The organism is Bradyrhizobium sp. 33ap4, assembly GCF_032654765.1.
Lineage (GTDB): Bacteria > Pseudomonadota > Alphaproteobacteria > Rhizobiales > Xanthobacteraceae > Bradyrhizobium > Bradyrhizobium australafricanum.
This window is the reverse complement of sequence record NZ_JAUMTJ010000003.1, coordinates 89,908-106,375: the sequence shown is the minus strand read 5'-3', so window position 1 is coordinate 106,375 and position 16,468 is coordinate 89,908. Positions and strand designations below refer to the sequence as shown.

Here is a 16,468-nt window from a genome sequence, read left to right as displayed (position 1 = left end):
TAGCGCACGCATGAGCCCGGAGCCAGATGACGGTGTGTCTAGCAGCTATCGCACTTTGCTATGGTCCGCCTGCCAGAGTTGCAGCCGCAGCCGCGAAGCATCCCTAGCGCTGCGCCCCACCTTCGAGCAGGCGATCGCCGACCAGGCGGACCGCGCCACGGGTCCAGGAATAATCGGCGCCCATCCGCAGGCCGCTGTCGCCGCGTGAGACGACCGCGCCGCTGCGGGCGTCGCGCAGCTGGAAGCCGATCGTGTATTCGGTCCGGCTGACCCGCCTGATCACGCCGATCAGCGATTGATCTGCGCCGAGCTGTTGCGCGATCGCGGCCTCGCAGCCGTCGCAGTCGCGCAGCGCACGCGCCTTGACGGGCTCGGCGGTCGCGCCGCCGGTATCGACCAGGCGGTAGCGGCCCGACTGCGCAAGCCGGTCACGCACGCCCTTGGTCACATCGGCGAGGTAGGCCGCATCGGCGTCGGCAAGGCCGGATGCCGGCGCCGCGGAGGTGTCCTCAAGCTCGAACTCGAACACCGCAAGCCCGATCGGCGCAGCCGTGGCGGTCTGTGCCGGCGGCAACACGGCCGCGAGCACGCCGAGCACCTCGCGCGACACGAACATCCGCGCATGGTCCCATGCGTCGTCATTGTCGCCGCGAAACGTGTAGAGCTTTTCGTACAGCACGCGGCTCCCTTCGACATCGACGACCGCCACCTTGGCCCACTGCACCAGCGTGCTCATCTTCTGCACGCCGCCGACCACCTTGATCCGGGCCTCGCCTGCGGACGCCGCTGCTGGCACCAGGCGATAGCGCGGCTCCGCGGCGACGTCGGCGCGCAGCGCGCGCATGAACGCGTCGAGCCGCTTCTGGTGCACGGCGGTCTGGTCGATCACCTCGCCCGAGGTGTCGACGTAGCTGAAATCATCGATGCTGACGCCAAGGTGGGATGCCGGCACCGTGCCGGTCTCGGCGCGCGGCGGACAAGGTCTGGCCAGAAGGCCGGTCAACGCGAGGGCGAGCAAGACGAGGCGCGACTGGTGCATGATTGGGCCTTTCAGCTGCTGGCGCGGGCGGGTCGGTCGCATCCTGGGCCAACTGGCCTCCGCGCCGCAGCGGAGTGCCTCCCGCCCGGTGCCGGGAAAATTTCACGACGATGGTCCGCGCCCGAAGAACGGCTATGGCAGCGCTTCTCGGCGCCTCCGTTCTGCCGTTTAATGTGCGTGACGACCCTGCCCGCGATCGCGCGCCGAAGCCCGCCTTCGATCTTGAGGATACGCCAATGTGGAATTGGTCCGGAAGCGATCTGAAACTGCGGTTGACGTTGCGCGTGGCGATCGTCTCGACGCTCTGCTTTGCCGTCATCTCCGGCTATTTCCTGATCGAGGCCGACCGCTCGGTGCGCGGGCGGATCGCGGCCGTTGCCGATGTCGCCGCCAAGACGCTGGAGCTGCAGCAGAGCAAGATCCAGTGGCTGAACAATGCGCGCTCCGAATTTCCCGATCTCGACAGCGTTGCCGCCTCGGTCATGACGCCGGGACTGTGCCTCGCCTTTCGCAGCAATAGCGGCGAGATCAGCCAGCGCTTCTGCGGCGGCTCGCAGACTGACACGGCCGCGCCGCCGCTGGCCTTCGCGGCGCTCTATCGCCGCCTGTTCGATCCCTGCCGCGAGGTGGTGCGGCAGGTGGTTTCGCGCGGCAATGCCATCGGCGAGGCCGTGGCCTGGATCGATCCGGCGGTGCCGACCGCCGAGGCCTGGCACGATGCCGGCCGGCTGATGGCGGTGTTCATGATCGCGCTGCCGCTGCTCTGCGCCCTGGTCTATGCGGCGCTGGCGCGCGCGCTGCGTCCGACGCGGCAGATCCGCGACGGGCTCGAGCGGATCGCCGCAGGCGACCTCGCCGCGCGCCTGCCGCCGTTCGATCTCGCCGAACTGTCGGCGATCGGCGATGTCTTCAACCAGCTCGCCGAGCGCCTCGCCGCCGCGCTCTCCGACCGCAACGCGCTGACGCAGAAACTGATCCTGGTGCAGGACGAGGAGCGCCGGCACCTCGCGCGTGAGCTGCATGACGAGTTCGGGCAGTCGCTGGCCGCAATCCGTGCGCTCGCCGCCTCGGCGCGCCAAACCGCGGCCGCGGATTGCCCGCCTTTGCTCGCCGAATGCGACGGCATCGCGCGGACCGCGACCGCCATGATGGAGACGTTGCGCGGCGCCCTCTTCCGGCTCCGCCCGCCCGATGTCGACGAACTCGGACTTGCGGCCAGCCTCGAGGGCCTGGTCGCCGGCTGGAACGGCCGCAGCCGCGGACAGCCACGGTTCGAGATCACCATATCGGGATCGTTCGAGCGCCTTGTCGCCTCCGTCAGCGCCAATCTCTACCGCATCGTGCAGGAGGCGCTCACCAACGCCGCCAAGCATGCCGGCGCCACGCGCGTCATGCTGCGGCTTGAGATGCGCGAGGCGCCGCCTGGCGGCGGCGACAGCGCGATCGTGCTCGCGATCGACGATGACGGCCAGCCCGGCGATCCGCAAGGCGATCCCCAGCTCAGGTCCGGCCTCGGCCTGCTCGGCATGCGCGAACGGGTCGCCGCGCTGGGCGGGCGGCTCAGCTTCGAGACCGGACAGCCCAGCGGCTCCTCGCTCCGCGTCATCGTTCCCGTCGCGGCCAGCCGAGAGGCCGCACCGGTGGAGCGCGCGGCATGAGCCACGCGGCGCGCACCATCATGCTGGTCGACGACCACGCCGTCGTCCGGGAGGGCTACCGGGCGATGCTGCAGAAGCAGCCGGGCCTCTGCGTCGTCGCCGAAGCCTCCGACGGTGTCGAGGCCTACCGCCTCTACAAGGAGACCGGGCCCGACCTCGTCATCATGGACCTGTCGATGCCCGGCATCGGCGGCATCGAGGCCATTCGCCGCCTCCGGCAGTGGGACAGGCGCGCAAAAATCCTGGTGTTCACCATGCACCAGAACGCGGCCTTTGCCGTGCAGGCGATCCGCGCCGGCGCGAGCGGCTATGTCACCAAGACCAGCCCGCCGGAGACGCTGGTGCACGCCGTGATGGATGCGCTGTCGGGCAAGATCGCGATCAGCCCGGATATCGACCACGAGCTCGCGCTCAGCCACCTTGCCGGCGAGACCAAGGCGGCCGACCTCCTGACCGCGCGGGAATTCGAGGTGCTGCGGATGCTGCTCGCGGAAAACACCACCGAGGAGATCGCCGAGGCACTGCACCTCAGCCCCAAGACGGTCGCGAACCTGCATTCCCTAATCAAGGACAAGCTCGGCGTCGGCACCGATATCGAGTTGGTCCGCCTCGCGCTGCGGCAAGGCATCCTCACGCAGATCGATCTCGGCGAACGCTGAGCCCACGGTGGCACCAGCCAGGCCGCGTACTGGCAAATCGAGCCGCATCTGCCTCCGGGCAAACCGAACATCGAGCCGGCATCGTCGAATGGCCGAGTCTCGAGAAAATCGCGTAACAGACCTCCAGGACAGCCTCGATGCTGGCTCGTCTGGGACATAGTTCAGAACCTGGACTACCTTGGTGGCCCTCGTGATGCTAAAGTTCTCGTCATGAAAGGCTATGGATCATTTTGCCCCGTAGCCAAAGCTGCGGAAATTCTCACGGAGCGGTGGACCCCGCTCCTGCTCCGCGAACTGTTGCTGGGGTCCCACCACTTCAACCAGCTTCGCCGCGGCATCCCGCAGATGTCGCCGACCCTCCTCTCCAAGCGCCTGCAAACGCTAGAAGAAGCCGGGCTAATCTCACGCAGATCAGGCGATAACGGGCATTGGGAGTACCATCCAACCCAGGCAGCCAGGGAAGCCAGGCCAATTATCGATGCAATGGGCTATTGGGGCCACAAATGGGCTCGCAGCCAGCTCACACCCAACGAACTTCACGCGGGCCGGCTCATGTGGAATATGCGCCGTTCGTTCGATCTAAGGCACATTCCATGCGACTTCGTTCTGTACATCGAGATTGCGGACGCTCGGCCAAAGCGCTGGTGGTTTGTTGTGAAGAAGGAGGAAGCCGATCTTTGCTGGGATGACCCCGGCTTCAAGGTCGATATCAGCCTCTATGCGAGTCTGCTGACGCTCGTGCAGATTTTCGTAGACGAGATGCCGCTGCTACGGGCGTGTGAGCTCGGCAAAATCGAGATCGACGGTCCCAGGCATCTTGTGAACAGCATGCGGACTTGGTTCCCACGCAGCAAATATGCCGATGAGGCGCCGGCGGCCGCAGATCGAGTCTCAGCCAGTTGAGGATATCCAGTCCACTTTCTGGACTAGTGGTTCTGCTTGCCTCGGCTATAGCGTTTGCGAATGCGCTCCCGCGCTAAGCATCTCAGCTAAAGGAGGCAAAGATGAGCCGCCCTTCTCTTCTTTCATGCACCCTGTTGTTGATCTTTACTTGTACTTGCGTCAGTCCCGCAGGGGCAGCCCCACCTGCCGACGAACTTTCCTCGGCGGCTGCCAAATGGGATGCCGCCATCAACAACGCAGACTTCGATGCCCTGTTACCGTTGTATGCCGCTGACGCCAGATTGATGCCGCCTGGTGCGCAGCCAGTCACCGGCCCTTTGGCAATCCGTAATTTCTTTGCCGGGCGGGGAAGAAGCGTCAGAGATCACAAGGTTGAGCTGCTCGATGTGTTGCCCATGGGAAAATACGCCTACACCACCTCGCATTTCACGGCCACGCTAGTAATAAATGAGAAGGCGGCGCCAATTTCTGGCAGCACCGTGAGACTGCTTGAACGCCAACCCGACGGGCAGTGGAAGATAAAGTCTCATATCTTCGTCAAGGAATAGATTCGCGGGTGCCACAGCCACACGGTCAGCCACCCCGCAAGCCTGACGGCCCGCAAGTGACGGATGGTCATGCACCTTATTGGCCCTCAGCCGAAGACGGCATTGATCATCGGGACATCGGTTCATTGGGTAAGCCGGACGTCCCTCGGTTTGGTCGCCATTGCCGTGGCTGTCGCCAGATGTTCGATCTCGCCCAACGCTGGGCCCGCGGCGGCGCCAGCAACCAACCCTTGCGAGCCCGCCGGGGATTGGATAGCCTTCTGCTCGCGATGAGCCTCGCAGGCTCATTCGTCCCTCGCGCGACTGGCGAGCTTACGTGGAATTGACCACGGTGAAGCGCGAAGGGTTTCAACGCCGTTCGCCTGGGCAACCCGTTCAGCTGATGATCCAGCGTCTTAGGGAGCCCGGACCATGCCGTCATTCCGCAATGAACTCCATCTCAACGATTCGGAAGTTGCCCTTGCGCTCGAGGGCGAAGAGCGCCGCCAGCAAGACGGCGTCGAGCTGATTCCGTCGGAGAACTACACCTATCCCGAGGTGCTCGAGCTGCTCGGATCGGTGTTCACCAACAAGTATTCCGAGGGCTATCCGGGACGTCGCTATTACGGCGGCCAGGAATTCACCGACCAGATAGAGAACCTTGCCCGCCAGCGCGCTTGCGCGCTGTTCCGCGCCGAACATGCCAACGTTCAGCCTCTGTCCGGGTCGCCAATGAACCAGGCCGTGTATCTCGGCCTGCTGCAGCCCGGCGATACGATCTTGGCGATGGACCTTTCACACGGCGGCCATCTCACTCATGGCGCGCCGGTGTCGCACATGGGGCGGCTCTTCAACTTCGCCCGCTACAAGACGCAGCCGTCAAACGGCGGCGCCATCGATTTCGATGAGCTCCGCGCCATGGCCCGGCACGTCCGCCCGAAGCTGGTGCTGTGCGGCTACAGCTCTTATCCGCGCGATCTGGATTATGCGTCCTTCAAGAGCATCGCCGATGAAGTGGGTGCACTGACCATGGCCGACGTCAGCCATTACGGCGGCCTGATCGCCGGCAACGCCTTGCGCAATCCGCTCGATGCGGGTTTCGACGTGATGACGACGACATCGCACAAGACGCTTCGCGGGCCGCGTGGCGGCATCGTTCTTTGTCGCCGGGAGTTCGCCGGCAAGATAGACGCGTCGGTGTTCCCGGGATTGCAGGGAGGTCCGCACATGAACGTTGTGGCCGGAACCGCGGTCACGCTGAAGAAGGCTTCGACGTCCGATTTTCATGCCTATGCAAGGCTGGTCATGCGCAACGCGAAGGTCCTAGCCGAAGCGTTGATGGAACGCGGCATGACGTTGATCACCGGCGGAACCGACAATCACATGATGGTCGTGGATACCGTGGCCAGCGTCGGCGTGGACGGCAGCGCGGCCGAGAACATCCTCGACGCCGTTGGGATCACCGCAAACAAGCAGATCATTCCCGACGATCCGCATCCACCGCTCAAGCCGAGCGGCATTCGCCTCGGGACGCCGGCGGCGACCACGCGCGGCATGGGCGAGCCCGAAATGCGCCTGATCGCCGAACTCATTGCGGAGTCCCTCCGGTCGAAGGGAGATGCAGCGGTCGTCAAGCGACTGAGGTCGATCAGCGTCGAGATGTGCCGCGCTTTCCCCGTTCCGGGGATCGCGCCGCCCTCGTAGGCGGCCGACCTGCGTTCCTGTTCCGCGCCCGTCGCGTCACTCGGCAGGTCGTGAAGGTTCCCGGGGGAAGGACCGGAACGGAAATCGTTGCTGTTCGTTGGACCGCATGATCTCGAAGACGGAGCGTCCAACGCCGTGACCCGGAAAACCTTGCAAGCACGCTCGGAACAGGCGCTCGTCGTCATCATTCTCAGCACCGGTGCGCTGATCGGTTACCTCGGCTTGGCGCTGTCCAGGCTGTGAGAGCGACGCCGGCGGGCACCAAGCCGCCGGCAGGTATCAAGTCGCTTGGTACCCTGAAAGCGCGCGCGCGTGCCACTGAGTTGCCCGACGCGGCAAGCCAAGCCCCGTAGCAAAAATATAGGGTGAAACGAAGAGCAAGGCTCGGACAGACATGTCGCGAGAATGCGGATGTTTGACGCACAAGCGACGACACCCGCCGTCGTCCCGGCGAAGGCCGGGACCCCTTACCCCAATCTCAATTGTTGCGCGACGCTGGGGCCACGATCCCGTTCCTGATCAAATGCGGTGGTTATGGGTCCCGGCCTTCGCCGGGACGACGGTGGTGTGCGCGGGAACAGTCTCGCGATGGATGCAACGCCACGTACAATCCACACACCGGTCACTGAAATCGAGGACATTGCCGCCTGCCCGCAATTCTCGTACACGGTTTCATGCAATGACCTCGCAATTCACTCCCAACTCCGTCGACGTGCTGCTGTTCGATATCGGCCGCGTCGTGCTCGACATCAACTTTGACAAGGTGATGGCGCACTGGGCGCAGCATGCCGGGTGTGCGCCCGCCGAGCTCGCCACGCGCTTTGTCGTCGACGACAGTTTCAAGCATCATGAGATCGGCCGGATCGACGACGCGGCATTCTTCGAGAATCTGCGCCGGACGCTCGGCATCAACATCACGGACGCCCAGTTCCTCGAAGGCTGGAATGCGATCTTCACCGGCGAGATGCCGGGCATCGCCCCGCTGCTCGCGGCGGCCGCCAAGCGGATGCCGCTCTACGCCTTCTCCAACACCAATCCGGCCCATGTCGCGCATTTCTCGGTCACCCATGCCGAGCTGCTCAGCCATTTCCGCAACGTCTTCCTGTCCTCGAGCATCGGCTTCCGCAAACCCGACGCCGAGGCCTATGATCATGTGGTAAAAGCCATCGGCGTGCCGGCGTCGCGGATCCTGTTTTTCGACGACCTGGCCGCCAATATCGAAGGTGCGCGGGCCCGCGGCCTTTATGCTATCCACGTGACATCGACGGATGACGTGGCAAGGGCTTTGACCGCACTTGGAATTTGAAGACTAGGAATTGAGGAACTCTGAGCGTGGCCCTGATGCCGGTTGCCGATGCCCTGTCCGCCGTCCTCGCCGGCGCCGAACCGCTGCCGGAGGAGATGGTCGCGCTCGATGCCGCCTACCACCGCACGCTTGCGCACGACCTCGCGGCGCTCCGCACCCAGCCGCCGCAGCCGATGTCGGCGATGGACGGCTATGCGGTGCGCGCCGCCGATGCGGCTGATCTAAAGGCCCGGCTCAAGGTGATCGGCGAAGTCGCCGCCGGCCGGCCGTTCGACCGGACGGTCGGCGCCGGCGAGGCGGTGCGGATCTTCACCGGCGGCGTGATCCCCAATGGCGCCGACGCGGTGATCATCCAGGAGGACACCGCCGTCGACGGCGACCACATCACGATCACGGAGGCCGCCAGCGTCGGGCGGCACATCCGCCCGGCTGGGGTCGACTTCCGTGAGGGCGAGGTGCTGCTCGCCGGCGGCAGCCGCCTGTCCGACCGCGCGCTGTCGCTGGCGGCCGCCATGAACTATCCGGGACTTGCGGTGCGCCGCCGCCCGAAGGTCGCGGTGCTGGCGACCGGCGACGAGCTGGTGATGCCGGGCTCGCAGCCCGGCCCCGGCCAGATCGTCTATTCCAACGGCTACGCGCTGCGGGCGCTGGCGCGCGCCGAGGGCGCCGAGACCGTCGACCTCGGCGTTGCCGCCGACACGGTGGAGGCGACCACGGCGGGCATCCGCCGGGCGCGCGAGGCCGGTGCCGATGTCCTGATCACGACAGGCGGCGCCTCGGTCGGCGACCACGATCTCGTCAAGCGGTCGCTGGAAGCCGAGGGCGTCGACATGACGTTCTGGCGGATTGCGATGCGGCCCGGCAAGCCGATGATGCATGGCCGGCTCGGCGCGATGAGGGTGATCGGCCTGCCCGGCAATCCGGTGTCGTCCTATGTCTGCGCCTTCCTGTTCCTGGTGCCGTTGATTCGGGCGCTGAGCGGCCGGAAAGTGATTCATCATCGCCGCACGAGCGCCCTGCTCGGCCGCGACCTCGCCGCCAACGACCAGCGCGAGGACTATCTGCGTGCACGGCTCGAAGCGCGCGAGGACGGCACGTTGATCGCAACGCCGGTGACGCAGCAGGACTCGTCGTTGCTCGGGAATCTCGCTGCGGCACGGGCACTTCTCGTGCGCCCGCCGTTCGCGGCGGCGGCCGTCGAAGGCAGCGAATGCGAGATCCTGACACTGCCCGAATAGGGTTTTCGCGCCCCGCCGATTGTGCGTTGCCCGACACGTTCACCGGAAATTAAGTGGTTGCGGAACACATATCGAACATATAGTGTCCGTTCATGATTTGTTTCGAGTGCTGGTGTCTACATTCGGGAAGCTGCATGGAAGCAGGTGCATCGAGCACATGCTCCTGAGGTCAGGCCCGGCCTGCAGGCCCCACCAGAAGAGTCTCGGAATCGAACGACGCTATCAACCGGGGGAATACTCGAGATGCTCACGCGCAAACAGTACGAACTACTGCGTTTCATCAATGAACGTCTGAAAGAGGCCGGCGTACCGCCCTCCTTCGACGAGATGAAGGATGCGCTCGACCTGCGCTCGAAGTCCGGTATCCACCGCCTGATCACTGCGCTGGAGGAGCGAGGCTTCATCCGCCGTCTGCCGAACCGCGCCCGCGCCATCGAGGTCATCAAGCTGCCCGAACTCTCGGCCGGCGGCGGCAACGGTCGCCGCGGCTTCACGCCCAGCGTCATCGAAGGCACCCTCGGCCGGCGCGCCAGCACGCCGCCGATTGCCGAGGACGACGGCAACCGTCCGGTCGCGGTCCCCGTGATGGGCCGGATCGCCGCCGGTACGCCGATCGAGGCGCTGCAGACCCGCAGCCACACCATCAGCGTGCCGCCCGACATGCTCGGCGCCGGCGAGCACTACGCGCTCGAGGTACGCGGCGACTCGATGGTCGATGCCGGCATCCTCGACGGCGACATGGCGCTGATCCAGCGCAACGACGTCGCCAATACCGGCGACATCGTGGTGGCGCTGATCGACGAGGAGGAAGCGACCCTGAAGCGCTTCCGCCGCCGCGGCGCATCGATCGCGCTCGAGCCGGCCAACACCGCCTATGAAGTGCGCATCCTGCCGCCGAACCGGGTCCGCATCCAGGGCAAGCTGATCGGCCTTTATCGCAAATACTGAATTGCAAATACTTGCGGCGGCCGGGAACGAGCAACACGTCGGATCGTTCCTTGCATGATAGTGTAGCGTACGGCCTGCCCGATGCGCTCCGATACCTCTCGCGCAGCGTCGCGTGTTTGTGATCGGAGCGATCTCGGACCAGTCGTACAATCGCCCAGAAACGAGCAGACGCTCGTTCGCTATCGTCCACTCTGGTAGAGGCCCTAATGCCTCAAGGAGAGGCACGGGTCGCTACCTCGAAATGAGGAGCCATCCGATGTGTGACTATAGTCTGCACGCCGTGGCATCGCGCCCCGCCATTGTCGGAGAGACGCTGATCACGACGACGTTCCGCGGCACGTCGACCCGCGGCTTTGCTTCGGAGAATGACCCCACTGTCGCGGTCTGCATGCTGCCGGGCACCGAGCTCGCTTTCGCCGAGAACGTTCGCTACGACAGCCGCTGGATCTGGACCAAGACGCTGAACTATCGCGTCGGCGTATTCAACGAAGTCGAGCCCGACGTGCCCGATCGGCATCATGATGCGGTCGAATTCCCCGACGGCAGCCATGTGCTGGTGACCCAGCTGGTCGAGGGACAGCGCGTCAGCGTGCTGCAATTGCCGGCGCTGCATCCGCCGGTCGAGCAGAAGCCGAAGGTTGTGGAGCGGCGGCCTTCCGCATTCGCAACGCTGTTTTTGGGTTGAGCGCATCGTCGCCGTGGAATGAGCTGTTCGGCGGCGGATGACCTAAGCAATTTCGGGCGACCCCGGACTCCCGCTTCCGGGGCGCAGAAGGAGATTTGCGTCGGCCGGCACCTTGGCGCATCATCGGGTACGGAGGACGTGCGCGGTGGTCGATAAGGTCACATGGCAAAAGGCTGGACGCGTCACGGAACCGGGCCGCTACATGTTCCGGTTCGGTTGGCTGACGGTAACGGCCGACGACCTGAAAGTCTGGGAGCAATTTCCCGAGGCTTCCTTCACTCTCGTCAAGAAGCCCGACGCCGGCCCCGACTCCGACGAATACCATCTCGGCCTGTTCGAGCTGCCGAGCGCGCCCTTGCCGGACCACGGCTAATCATCGCCCTGCAGATCGGTCTCGGCCGGCGTCGCATCCACCGCAGGCCGCGGCGCGGGGGCGCGTAGCGTCGTCTCGCTCTCGCCGTCGCCGGGAACCGCCGGCGACCACGGCCGGTCGATCCCGCCGGGCTTGACCGCATCGACGACGTAGCCGTCCCTGCTCCGTCGCAGCACCAGCGCGCCGTGGCGGCGCAGCCGCTCGGCATCGATCACCGATGCCGCGCAGCCCTGCGGCGCCGGCCGCGCCGTCACGATCAGGCCTGCGCGCTCGCAGTCGTCCACTAGGGCCTCCGGCCGGGTCGCCAGCGCGACGAAGGCGCCGCCGGGTCCCTGGGTCACGCAGCCGCTGGCATCGCAGGAGACGCCCTCGCCGAGCGACGCATCGGTGGCGGTGCGCGCGTCGGCGTCCGCCGCCAGCCACTCCTTGACCAAAAATGCATCCTTGGCGCTGTGCATTAGATGCAGCCGTCCATCACCGCCACGCACCGCGACATTGCGGCCGTCGCCCGAGATCAGCACGTCCGGCTGCGGCACCCTGAGCGCCCAGACCGAGGCCACCAGCAGCAGCACCGCACCTGACCAGCGCAGCGGCGTGCGCAGCAGCCCGAGCAGGATGATGCCGGCGCTCGCTGCGATCAGCGGCCCGATGCCGAACGCCGCCATGCGGCCGACCGCGCCCGGGAGTGCGGCGCCCCATTGCGTCACCAGGATCATCCAGTCGATGCCAAGACCCATGATCGCCCAGAACACGCCGTCGAAGCCGAACGGCATGGCGACGAGCCCCAGCAGGCCGGCCGGCATCACGACCGCCGAGACCACCGGCATCGCCGCGAGGTTGGCGAGCAGCCCGTAGGGCGTCACGCGGTGGAAATGGAATGCGGCATAGGGCGTCGTCCCCAGCCCCGCCACCAGCGAGGCCAGCATCAGCATCGTGAGCTCGCGCCCGCCCCACAGCGCGACGCGCGCGGTCGCCGAATGGTCGGGCGACGCCAGCAGGTTCGGCAGCCCGATCTGCACCAGCGCCACCAGCCCGAGCGTCGCGGCGAACGACATCTGGAAACTGGAATGCACCAGCGCCTCCGGCGCGATCGCGAGCACGATCAGCGCTGCCACCGCCAGCGTGCGAAAGGTGATGGCCCGGCGGTCGACGATCACGGCGAGCAGCACCACGGCGGTCATGAAGAATGACCGCTGGGTCGCGACCTCCGCGCCCGACAGCAGAAGATAGAATGCGGCGGCGACCAGCGCGGCCGCCGCCGCCCATTTCTTGATCGGATGCGCCGCCGTCAGCGCCGGAAACAGCGCGAGCAGCGCGCGCACCGCGAAAAACACGACGCCGGCGACCACGGCCATGTGGTAGCCGGAGATCGACAGCACGTGGCCGAGTCCCGAGATGAACATCGCATCGTTGACCGGCGACGAGATCGCATCGCGCCGGCCGGTGAGCAAGGCGGTCGCGATCGCGCGCTGGTCGCCGTCGAGCGTGGTGCGAATCCGCGCGTCGATGGTGTCGCGCAGGCCCTGCATGAAGGCGGCGTAGCGCAGCGCAAAGCCGCCGGTCGCAGGCGGCTCCCTGGTCTTGACGGCGCCCATCACGAAGCCGGAGGCGCCGATGCCCTGGAAATACAGGTCGCGGCCGAAATCATAGGAGCCCGGGCGCTGTGGCCCGAGCGGCGGCATCAGCCGTGCCTTCAATTCAACGAAGCTGCCGACATCGGGCGCGGTGCCCTTCTTCACCGAGAGCCGGACCCGATCGAGCTTCGTCATGTCGCGCGGGCTCTCCATCGAAACCACACGCAGCACGAAACGATCGGTCTTCTCGCGGATGTCGCGCGTCTCGACGAAGCCGGTCAGCGCCACCGAGAACATCGGCCGCGCCAGCACCGTGTGAGCGACGCGCGCCGTCTTCCAGGTCGCCGTCGCAAAGCCCGCGGCGACCGCGGCCAGCATCACGATGACGGGAAACACGCTGCGCCGCCGCAGCAGCAGCGCCAGCAGGCAGAGCAGGATTGCGGCGGTGGCCGCGACCGACAGCACCGGCTCGTGCTCGGCCGCGAAATAGAACGCGATGCCGGTGCCGAACGCCACCGGCACCCAGGGCAACAGGCGGCCCGCCCCCGCCTCCGCGCGCGCCCATTGCCGCAATGTCTCGACGAGAGGCTTCCAGATCCCGGCGCGCGCCCGGGAGAAAGCCGCCGACCGGCGCAGCCGTGCGCGGCGGCCACGTCCCCGCGTAGCCGCGTTTGCCGCCCGGCGTCGTGCCCTGCTCCGCCATTCCGCCTGCGATCCCTGCCGGGCGGCAGGCTAGCGGATGGCCCCGTCGCCCAGCGGAACGGATGCAGAATACGGACCGGGAACGCCCGGGGTACCTGGATCGTCCTGCGCCTTGCCTAGCTCGCGCCGCGCCACAGCTGCCGCCTGCGTCAAATCGATCGAGCCGAAAGTCTCACTAAGATACCGATCACATTAGGAATAGACTGTCCTGATGCCTCCACTCCCAAATAGACAGGGATGAGGCAGTGACGGCTCGCGGCACTTGAAGGCCGCTGGAGCTCCTCTCAGGTGGCCACAACTCCCCTGAGATCAGGCGTTGCGGACGAACGCGCAAATCTCGCCTGTAACGCCGTGCACCACGCGCACTCCGCGAGCGGATAGATCGCTGAAAAACGCGAGGAGTAGCGTTTGCTTTTGAGAGGAGCAGCACATGGCAATTCAAGTACCAAGCGATTTTCGCCGCGTGATTGTCGCTGCGTCAGTGGGAAACATCATTGAATGGTACGACTTTTATATTTTTGGCAGCCTGGCCGCCGTTCTGTCGGTCAAGTTCTTTGAGCAATCCCACCCCGTCGCAGCCCTGCTGAGCACGATCGCGCTGTTCACTGCGGGATTCCTGATCCGCCCGCTGGGGGCCTTCCTGTTCGGATGGATGGGCGATCGGGTCGGCCGCAAATATACATTCCTCATTACGCTGAGCGGAATGGGCCTGGGAACGGGAGCGATCGGACTGATCCCAACTTATCAGTCGATTGGCCTGACGGCCGCATTCGTTCTGTTCGGCTTGCGGATGATCCAGGGTCTCTGCCTGGGCGGCGAATATGGCGGCGCCATCACCTACGTCGCCGAGCATGTTCCGGACGACAGCCGCGGCTACTACACGGGCTGGCTACAAACCTCGCCGACGCTCGGGATCGTGGTGTCGCTGGCGGTGATCGTTCTGACCCGAACCTGGGCCGGCAATCAGGCCTTTGACGAATGGGCGTGGCGCGTACCGTTCCTGGTCTCGTTCGTGCTGGTGGCCATCGCCATCTACATCCGCCTGCAACTCCAGGAGACGCCGATTTTCCAGGAGATCAAGGCACAGGGACAGATGACCAGGAATCCCTGGCGGGAAGCCTTCCTCAGCGCCAACATCAAGTACATCCTGATCGCTATCGTCGTCCTGATTGGACAGGGCGTGGTCTGGTACAGTGGTCAATTCTGGGCACTGTACTTCCTGCAGCAGGTCTCCAAGGTCGATGCGGTTACCTCGGCCTACATCGTGGGAGCCGCATTGTTGATCGCAACGCCGAGCCTGATCTTCTTTGGTTGGCTGTCGGATCAGATCGGCCGCAAGTCCGTGATCCTCGGAGGAATGCTGCTTGCCGCGATCACCTACTATCCGCTGTATCTGTGGCTCGGCATGGTCACGCAACCGGGACACATCAACTATCCGGTCGCCGTCTTCATCATCTTCATCCTCGTCTGCTACGTCGGGATGGTGTACGGGCCGGTCGGCGCGTTCCTGGCGGAGTTTTTCCCGGCCAGGATCAGGTACACCTCGGTCTCGGTGCCGTATCATATCGGCAATGGTTGGGGCGGCGGATTGGTGCCGTTCATCACATCAGCCGCCTTCGCGGCGACCGGCAGCATCGGCTATGCGCTGATCTACCCGATTGTCGTTCCCGCGGTGTGCTTCGTGATCGCCGTTTTCATCATGCCCGAAACACGCAAGACCAGAATTTGGGAGCAGATCGAGGCGAAAGCCGCATCGTGACGGAGTCGCCTTGCTGACGGGCGACTACAGCTCCGTTCCGACGGGATCGGAACGGGACTCTCGAAGCTTGTCTCGACGCGTTTTCCTTACGCGAGCCGCTATCCACGTCGCTCGAAAGCGCTCTCACCCTGCAGCAGGCGCCATGGCCGCCGTCCAGCGAGTGCGGGACGACGCTTCTGAATCGTCCCACACCCGCCGTCTCTGGCGAGATGTCTCTGCAGAACCTGCATCCGCGTTACGTCGGAGCGGCATGGAGGGGATCCCGCGCCACGCAAATCCCCGCTCCGGCCGCCTTTGGTTGGCGGTCAGGCCAGCGTCTCAGTCAGCTTCCTCTCAGCCAGCTCGGTGATGCCAGCGATCGTGCCACCAGGTGGCGAAATCACGATCCATCGTCAGCTCCCAGCACGCGAGCACGATCACCACGACCCCGGCGAGCACGCTGCTCGTCGTGACCGATCCCTGCTGGTAGCCGAACGTCCAGGGTGCCACCACCAGAGCCAACCCCATCAGCATCTCGCCCCATTCCTCCAGATAGGACGGAATGATGAATGCCTCCAGGGCGAACAGCACGACGCCCAATCCGAGCGCGATGGATATCCAGAGAGCTGCCCCGGAAAAGCCCAGTGCAAACGGCGATGCGACCAGCCAGGCGCCTACCAACAGGCTGGCAGCATCCTGCCAGTGTTGAATGCGCATGATCCTCACCTCCTTCTTCCGAAGACATGGTGCGGCGCGGACAAAAAAGCATCTGTCCGACCTGCGATGTGTTGCCGCTGCTGATCCGCGAGCCGACGACCTTGCTGCCGTCCGGGCGCCCGGAAGCCGCGTTCCGCAGCCTACGACCTTGGTCCCTCCTCGCAATGCAGCGCGATCCGGATAGCCTGCGAGTTGGGTGCAGCCGCGAGGCGCCCGGCCCCGCGCACTCTCCCTGACTACGAGGGCCCGCCGGCCCTCGACTTTTTCGTCAGCTCCAGCGCTGAGCCTAGATCAGCGGCGTCTGCGACGAGACGTGGTGGCAGACGATCTTCCAGTCGCCGTCCTCGCGCGCGATCACCCAGGTGATCTTGACGGCGAGCGAGGGCGCATCGCCGTCGAGGACGAATGACGCGATGCCCGCCATGTTGACGAGATCGGCGTTGACCCGTTCTGCCCTGACATCGCTGAACTGAACACGCGGCGCGTGCCAGCGCGGCAGACCGTCAAAGTAGGCTTTGACGCCGTCGCGGCCGCGATACAGCGTCGGGTTCGAGCCGAAGAAGAACGCGCTCTTCGAATAGAGCGCGCTTAACGCATTCGCATCGAGCCTGCTGAAACCCGCCGACCATCTGGCGATGATGGCGGAGGCAATCTCGTCGGATTCATCAGGCATCGATCCCCCCGTCCGCTTGTCCGC

Annotated in this window: 15 protein-coding genes, 1 pseudogene and 1 riboswitch; of the genes and pseudogenes, 12 read left to right on the top strand and 4 right to left on the bottom strand. The window is 65.3% G+C overall.

The annotated features are described in order from the left end of the window. Window positions 1–103 precede the first annotated feature (103 nt). A complete protein-coding gene (locus tag Q2M23_RS03395; protein ID WP_310884643.1) occupies window positions 104–1,039 on the bottom strand; it encodes a DUF3280 domain-containing protein in 936 nt (311 codons plus the stop codon). Between the two features lie 236 nt (window positions 1,040–1,275). Here Q2M23_RS03395 and Q2M23_RS03390 point away from each other — a divergent pair, with 236 nt between their 5' ends. The 11 genes from Q2M23_RS03390 (at window position 1,276) to Q2M23_RS03340 (ending at window position 11,040) form a co-directional block, all read left to right on the top strand. Continuing rightward, window positions 1,276–2,697: a sensor histidine kinase gene (locus Q2M23_RS03390; RefSeq protein WP_316394376.1), complete on the top strand. Its 1,422-nt coding sequence runs from the start codon at window positions 1,276–1,278 to the stop codon at window positions 2,695–2,697. Next, on the top strand, window positions 2,694–3,356 hold the full coding sequence (locus Q2M23_RS03385) for a response regulator transcription factor (RefSeq protein ID WP_028334034.1): 663 nt from the start codon (window positions 2,694–2,696) through the stop codon (window positions 3,354–3,356). Before Q2M23_RS03390 ends, Q2M23_RS03385 begins: the two co-directional genes overlap by 4 nt. A 210-nt stretch (window positions 3,357–3,566) precedes the next feature. After that, window positions 3,567–4,259 carry a winged helix-turn-helix transcriptional regulator gene (locus Q2M23_RS03380; RefSeq protein WP_076825429.1) on the top strand — a complete coding sequence of 231 codons (693 nt, stop codon included), beginning with the start codon at window positions 3,567–3,569 and terminating at the stop codon, window positions 4,257–4,259. A 101-nt stretch (window positions 4,260–4,360) separates the two neighbouring features. Further along, window positions 4,361–4,807 carry a YybH family protein gene (locus Q2M23_RS03375; RefSeq protein WP_076825427.1) on the top strand — a complete coding sequence of 149 codons (447 nt, stop codon included), beginning with the start codon at window positions 4,361–4,363 and terminating at the stop codon, window positions 4,805–4,807. Between the two features lie 289 nt (window positions 4,808–5,096). Further along, a riboswitch (ZMP/ZTP riboswitch) is annotated at window positions 5,097–5,182 on the top strand. A gap of 36 nt (window positions 5,183–5,218) precedes the next feature. After that, entirely contained in the window at window positions 5,219–6,490 is a 1,272-nt protein-coding gene (gene glyA / locus Q2M23_RS03370; protein ID WP_253639768.1) for a serine hydroxymethyltransferase, read from the top strand. Between the two features lie 87 nt (window positions 6,491–6,577). Next, complete coding sequence (locus Q2M23_RS03365; protein WP_168855882.1) at window positions 6,578–6,733, top strand: hypothetical protein; 156 nt, start codon at window positions 6,578–6,580, stop codon at window positions 6,731–6,733. A 436-nt stretch (window positions 6,734–7,169) separates the two neighbouring features. Beyond that, entirely contained in the window at window positions 7,170–7,796 is a 627-nt protein-coding gene (locus tag Q2M23_RS03360) for an HAD family hydrolase (protein WP_076825423.1), read from the top strand. Window positions 7,797–7,822: 26 nt separating this feature from the next. After that, window positions 7,823–9,034, top strand: coding sequence for a gephyrin-like molybdotransferase Glp (glp, locus tag Q2M23_RS03355; protein WP_076825422.1), 1,212 nt, complete (start codon window positions 7,823–7,825; stop codon window positions 9,032–9,034). Window positions 9,035–9,277: 243 nt separating this feature from the next. Beyond that, on the top strand, window positions 9,278–9,982 hold the full coding sequence (lexA, locus tag Q2M23_RS03350) for a transcriptional repressor LexA (RefSeq protein WP_016841600.1): 705 nt from the start codon (window positions 9,278–9,280) through the stop codon (window positions 9,980–9,982). A gap of 256 nt (window positions 9,983–10,238) precedes the next feature. Continuing rightward, complete coding sequence (locus Q2M23_RS03345) at window positions 10,239–10,667, top strand: hypothetical protein (RefSeq protein ID WP_026192810.1); 429 nt, start codon at window positions 10,239–10,241, stop codon at window positions 10,665–10,667. Window positions 10,668–10,812: 145 nt separating this feature from the next. Continuing rightward, window positions 10,813–11,040, top strand: a complete 228-nt coding sequence (locus tag Q2M23_RS03340) for a hypothetical protein (protein WP_076825420.1) — start codon at window positions 10,813–10,815, stop codon at window positions 11,038–11,040. On the opposite strand, the pseudogene Q2M23_RS03335 reads toward Q2M23_RS03340, so the two are convergent. Continuing rightward, window positions 11,037–13,317 (bottom strand): annotated as a pseudogene (locus tag Q2M23_RS03335) (ComEC/Rec2 family competence protein). The gene Q2M23_RS03340 and the pseudogene Q2M23_RS03335 overlap by 4 nt on opposite strands. A gap of 429 nt (window positions 13,318–13,746) precedes the next feature. On the opposite strand from Q2M23_RS03335, the gene Q2M23_RS03330 reads away from it, so the two are divergent. Further along, window positions 13,747–15,075, top strand: a complete 1,329-nt coding sequence (locus Q2M23_RS03330) for an MFS transporter (RefSeq protein ID WP_057016507.1) — start codon at window positions 13,747–13,749, stop codon at window positions 15,073–15,075. Window positions 15,076–15,408: 333 nt separating this feature from the next. On the opposite strand, the gene Q2M23_RS03325 is transcribed toward Q2M23_RS03330, so the two are convergent. Both Q2M23_RS03325 and Q2M23_RS03320 read right to left on the bottom strand, forming a co-directional pair. Continuing rightward, window positions 15,409–15,771 (bottom strand): SPW repeat protein, encoded by a 363-nt coding sequence (locus Q2M23_RS03325; protein WP_076825399.1) that lies wholly within the window; start codon window positions 15,769–15,771, stop codon window positions 15,409–15,411. Between the two features lie 286 nt (window positions 15,772–16,057). Further along, window positions 16,058–16,444: a YybH family protein gene (locus Q2M23_RS03320; RefSeq protein WP_076825397.1), complete on the bottom strand. Its 387-nt coding sequence runs from the start codon at window positions 16,442–16,444 to the stop codon at window positions 16,058–16,060. Between the last annotated feature and the right edge of the window lie 24 nt (window positions 16,445–16,468).

Bases quoted from the DNA above. Each gene is read 5' to 3' on its own strand.
- Q2M23_RS03390 (WP_316394376.1), top strand. From the start codon at position 1,276: ATGTGGAATTGGTCCGGAAGCGATCTGAAACTGCGGTTGACGTTGCGC.
- Q2M23_RS03395 (WP_310884643.1), bottom strand. From the start codon at position 1,039: ATGCACCAGTCGCGCCTCGTCTTGCTCGCCCTCGCGTTGACCGGCCTT.
- Q2M23_RS03325 (WP_076825399.1), bottom strand. From the start codon at position 15,771: ATGCGCATTCAACACTGGCAGGATGCTGCCAGCCTGTTGGTAGGCGCC.
- Q2M23_RS03345 (WP_026192810.1), top strand. From the start codon at position 10,239: ATGTGTGACTATAGTCTGCACGCCGTGGCATCGCGCCCCGCCATTGTC.
- Q2M23_RS03360 (WP_076825423.1), top strand. From the start codon at position 7,170: ATGACCTCGCAATTCACTCCCAACTCCGTCGACGTGCTGCTGTTCGAT.
- Q2M23_RS03375 (WP_076825427.1), top strand. From the start codon at position 4,361: ATGAGCCGCCCTTCTCTTCTTTCATGCACCCTGTTGTTGATCTTTACT.
- lexA (WP_016841600.1), top strand. From the start codon at position 9,278: ATGCTCACGCGCAAACAGTACGAACTACTGCGTTTCATCAATGAACGT.
- glyA (WP_253639768.1), top strand. From the start codon at position 5,219: ATGCCGTCATTCCGCAATGAACTCCATCTCAACGATTCGGAAGTTGCC.
- Q2M23_RS03385 (WP_028334034.1), top strand. From the start codon at position 2,694: ATGAGCCACGCGGCGCGCACCATCATGCTGGTCGACGACCACGCCGTC.
- Q2M23_RS03380 (WP_076825429.1), top strand. From the start codon at position 3,567: ATGAAAGGCTATGGATCATTTTGCCCCGTAGCCAAAGCTGCGGAAATT.
- Q2M23_RS03330 (WP_057016507.1), top strand. From the start codon at position 13,747: ATGGCAATTCAAGTACCAAGCGATTTTCGCCGCGTGATTGTCGCTGCG.
- Q2M23_RS03320 (WP_076825397.1), bottom strand. From the start codon at position 16,444: ATGCCTGATGAATCCGACGAGATTGCCTCCGCCATCATCGCCAGATGG.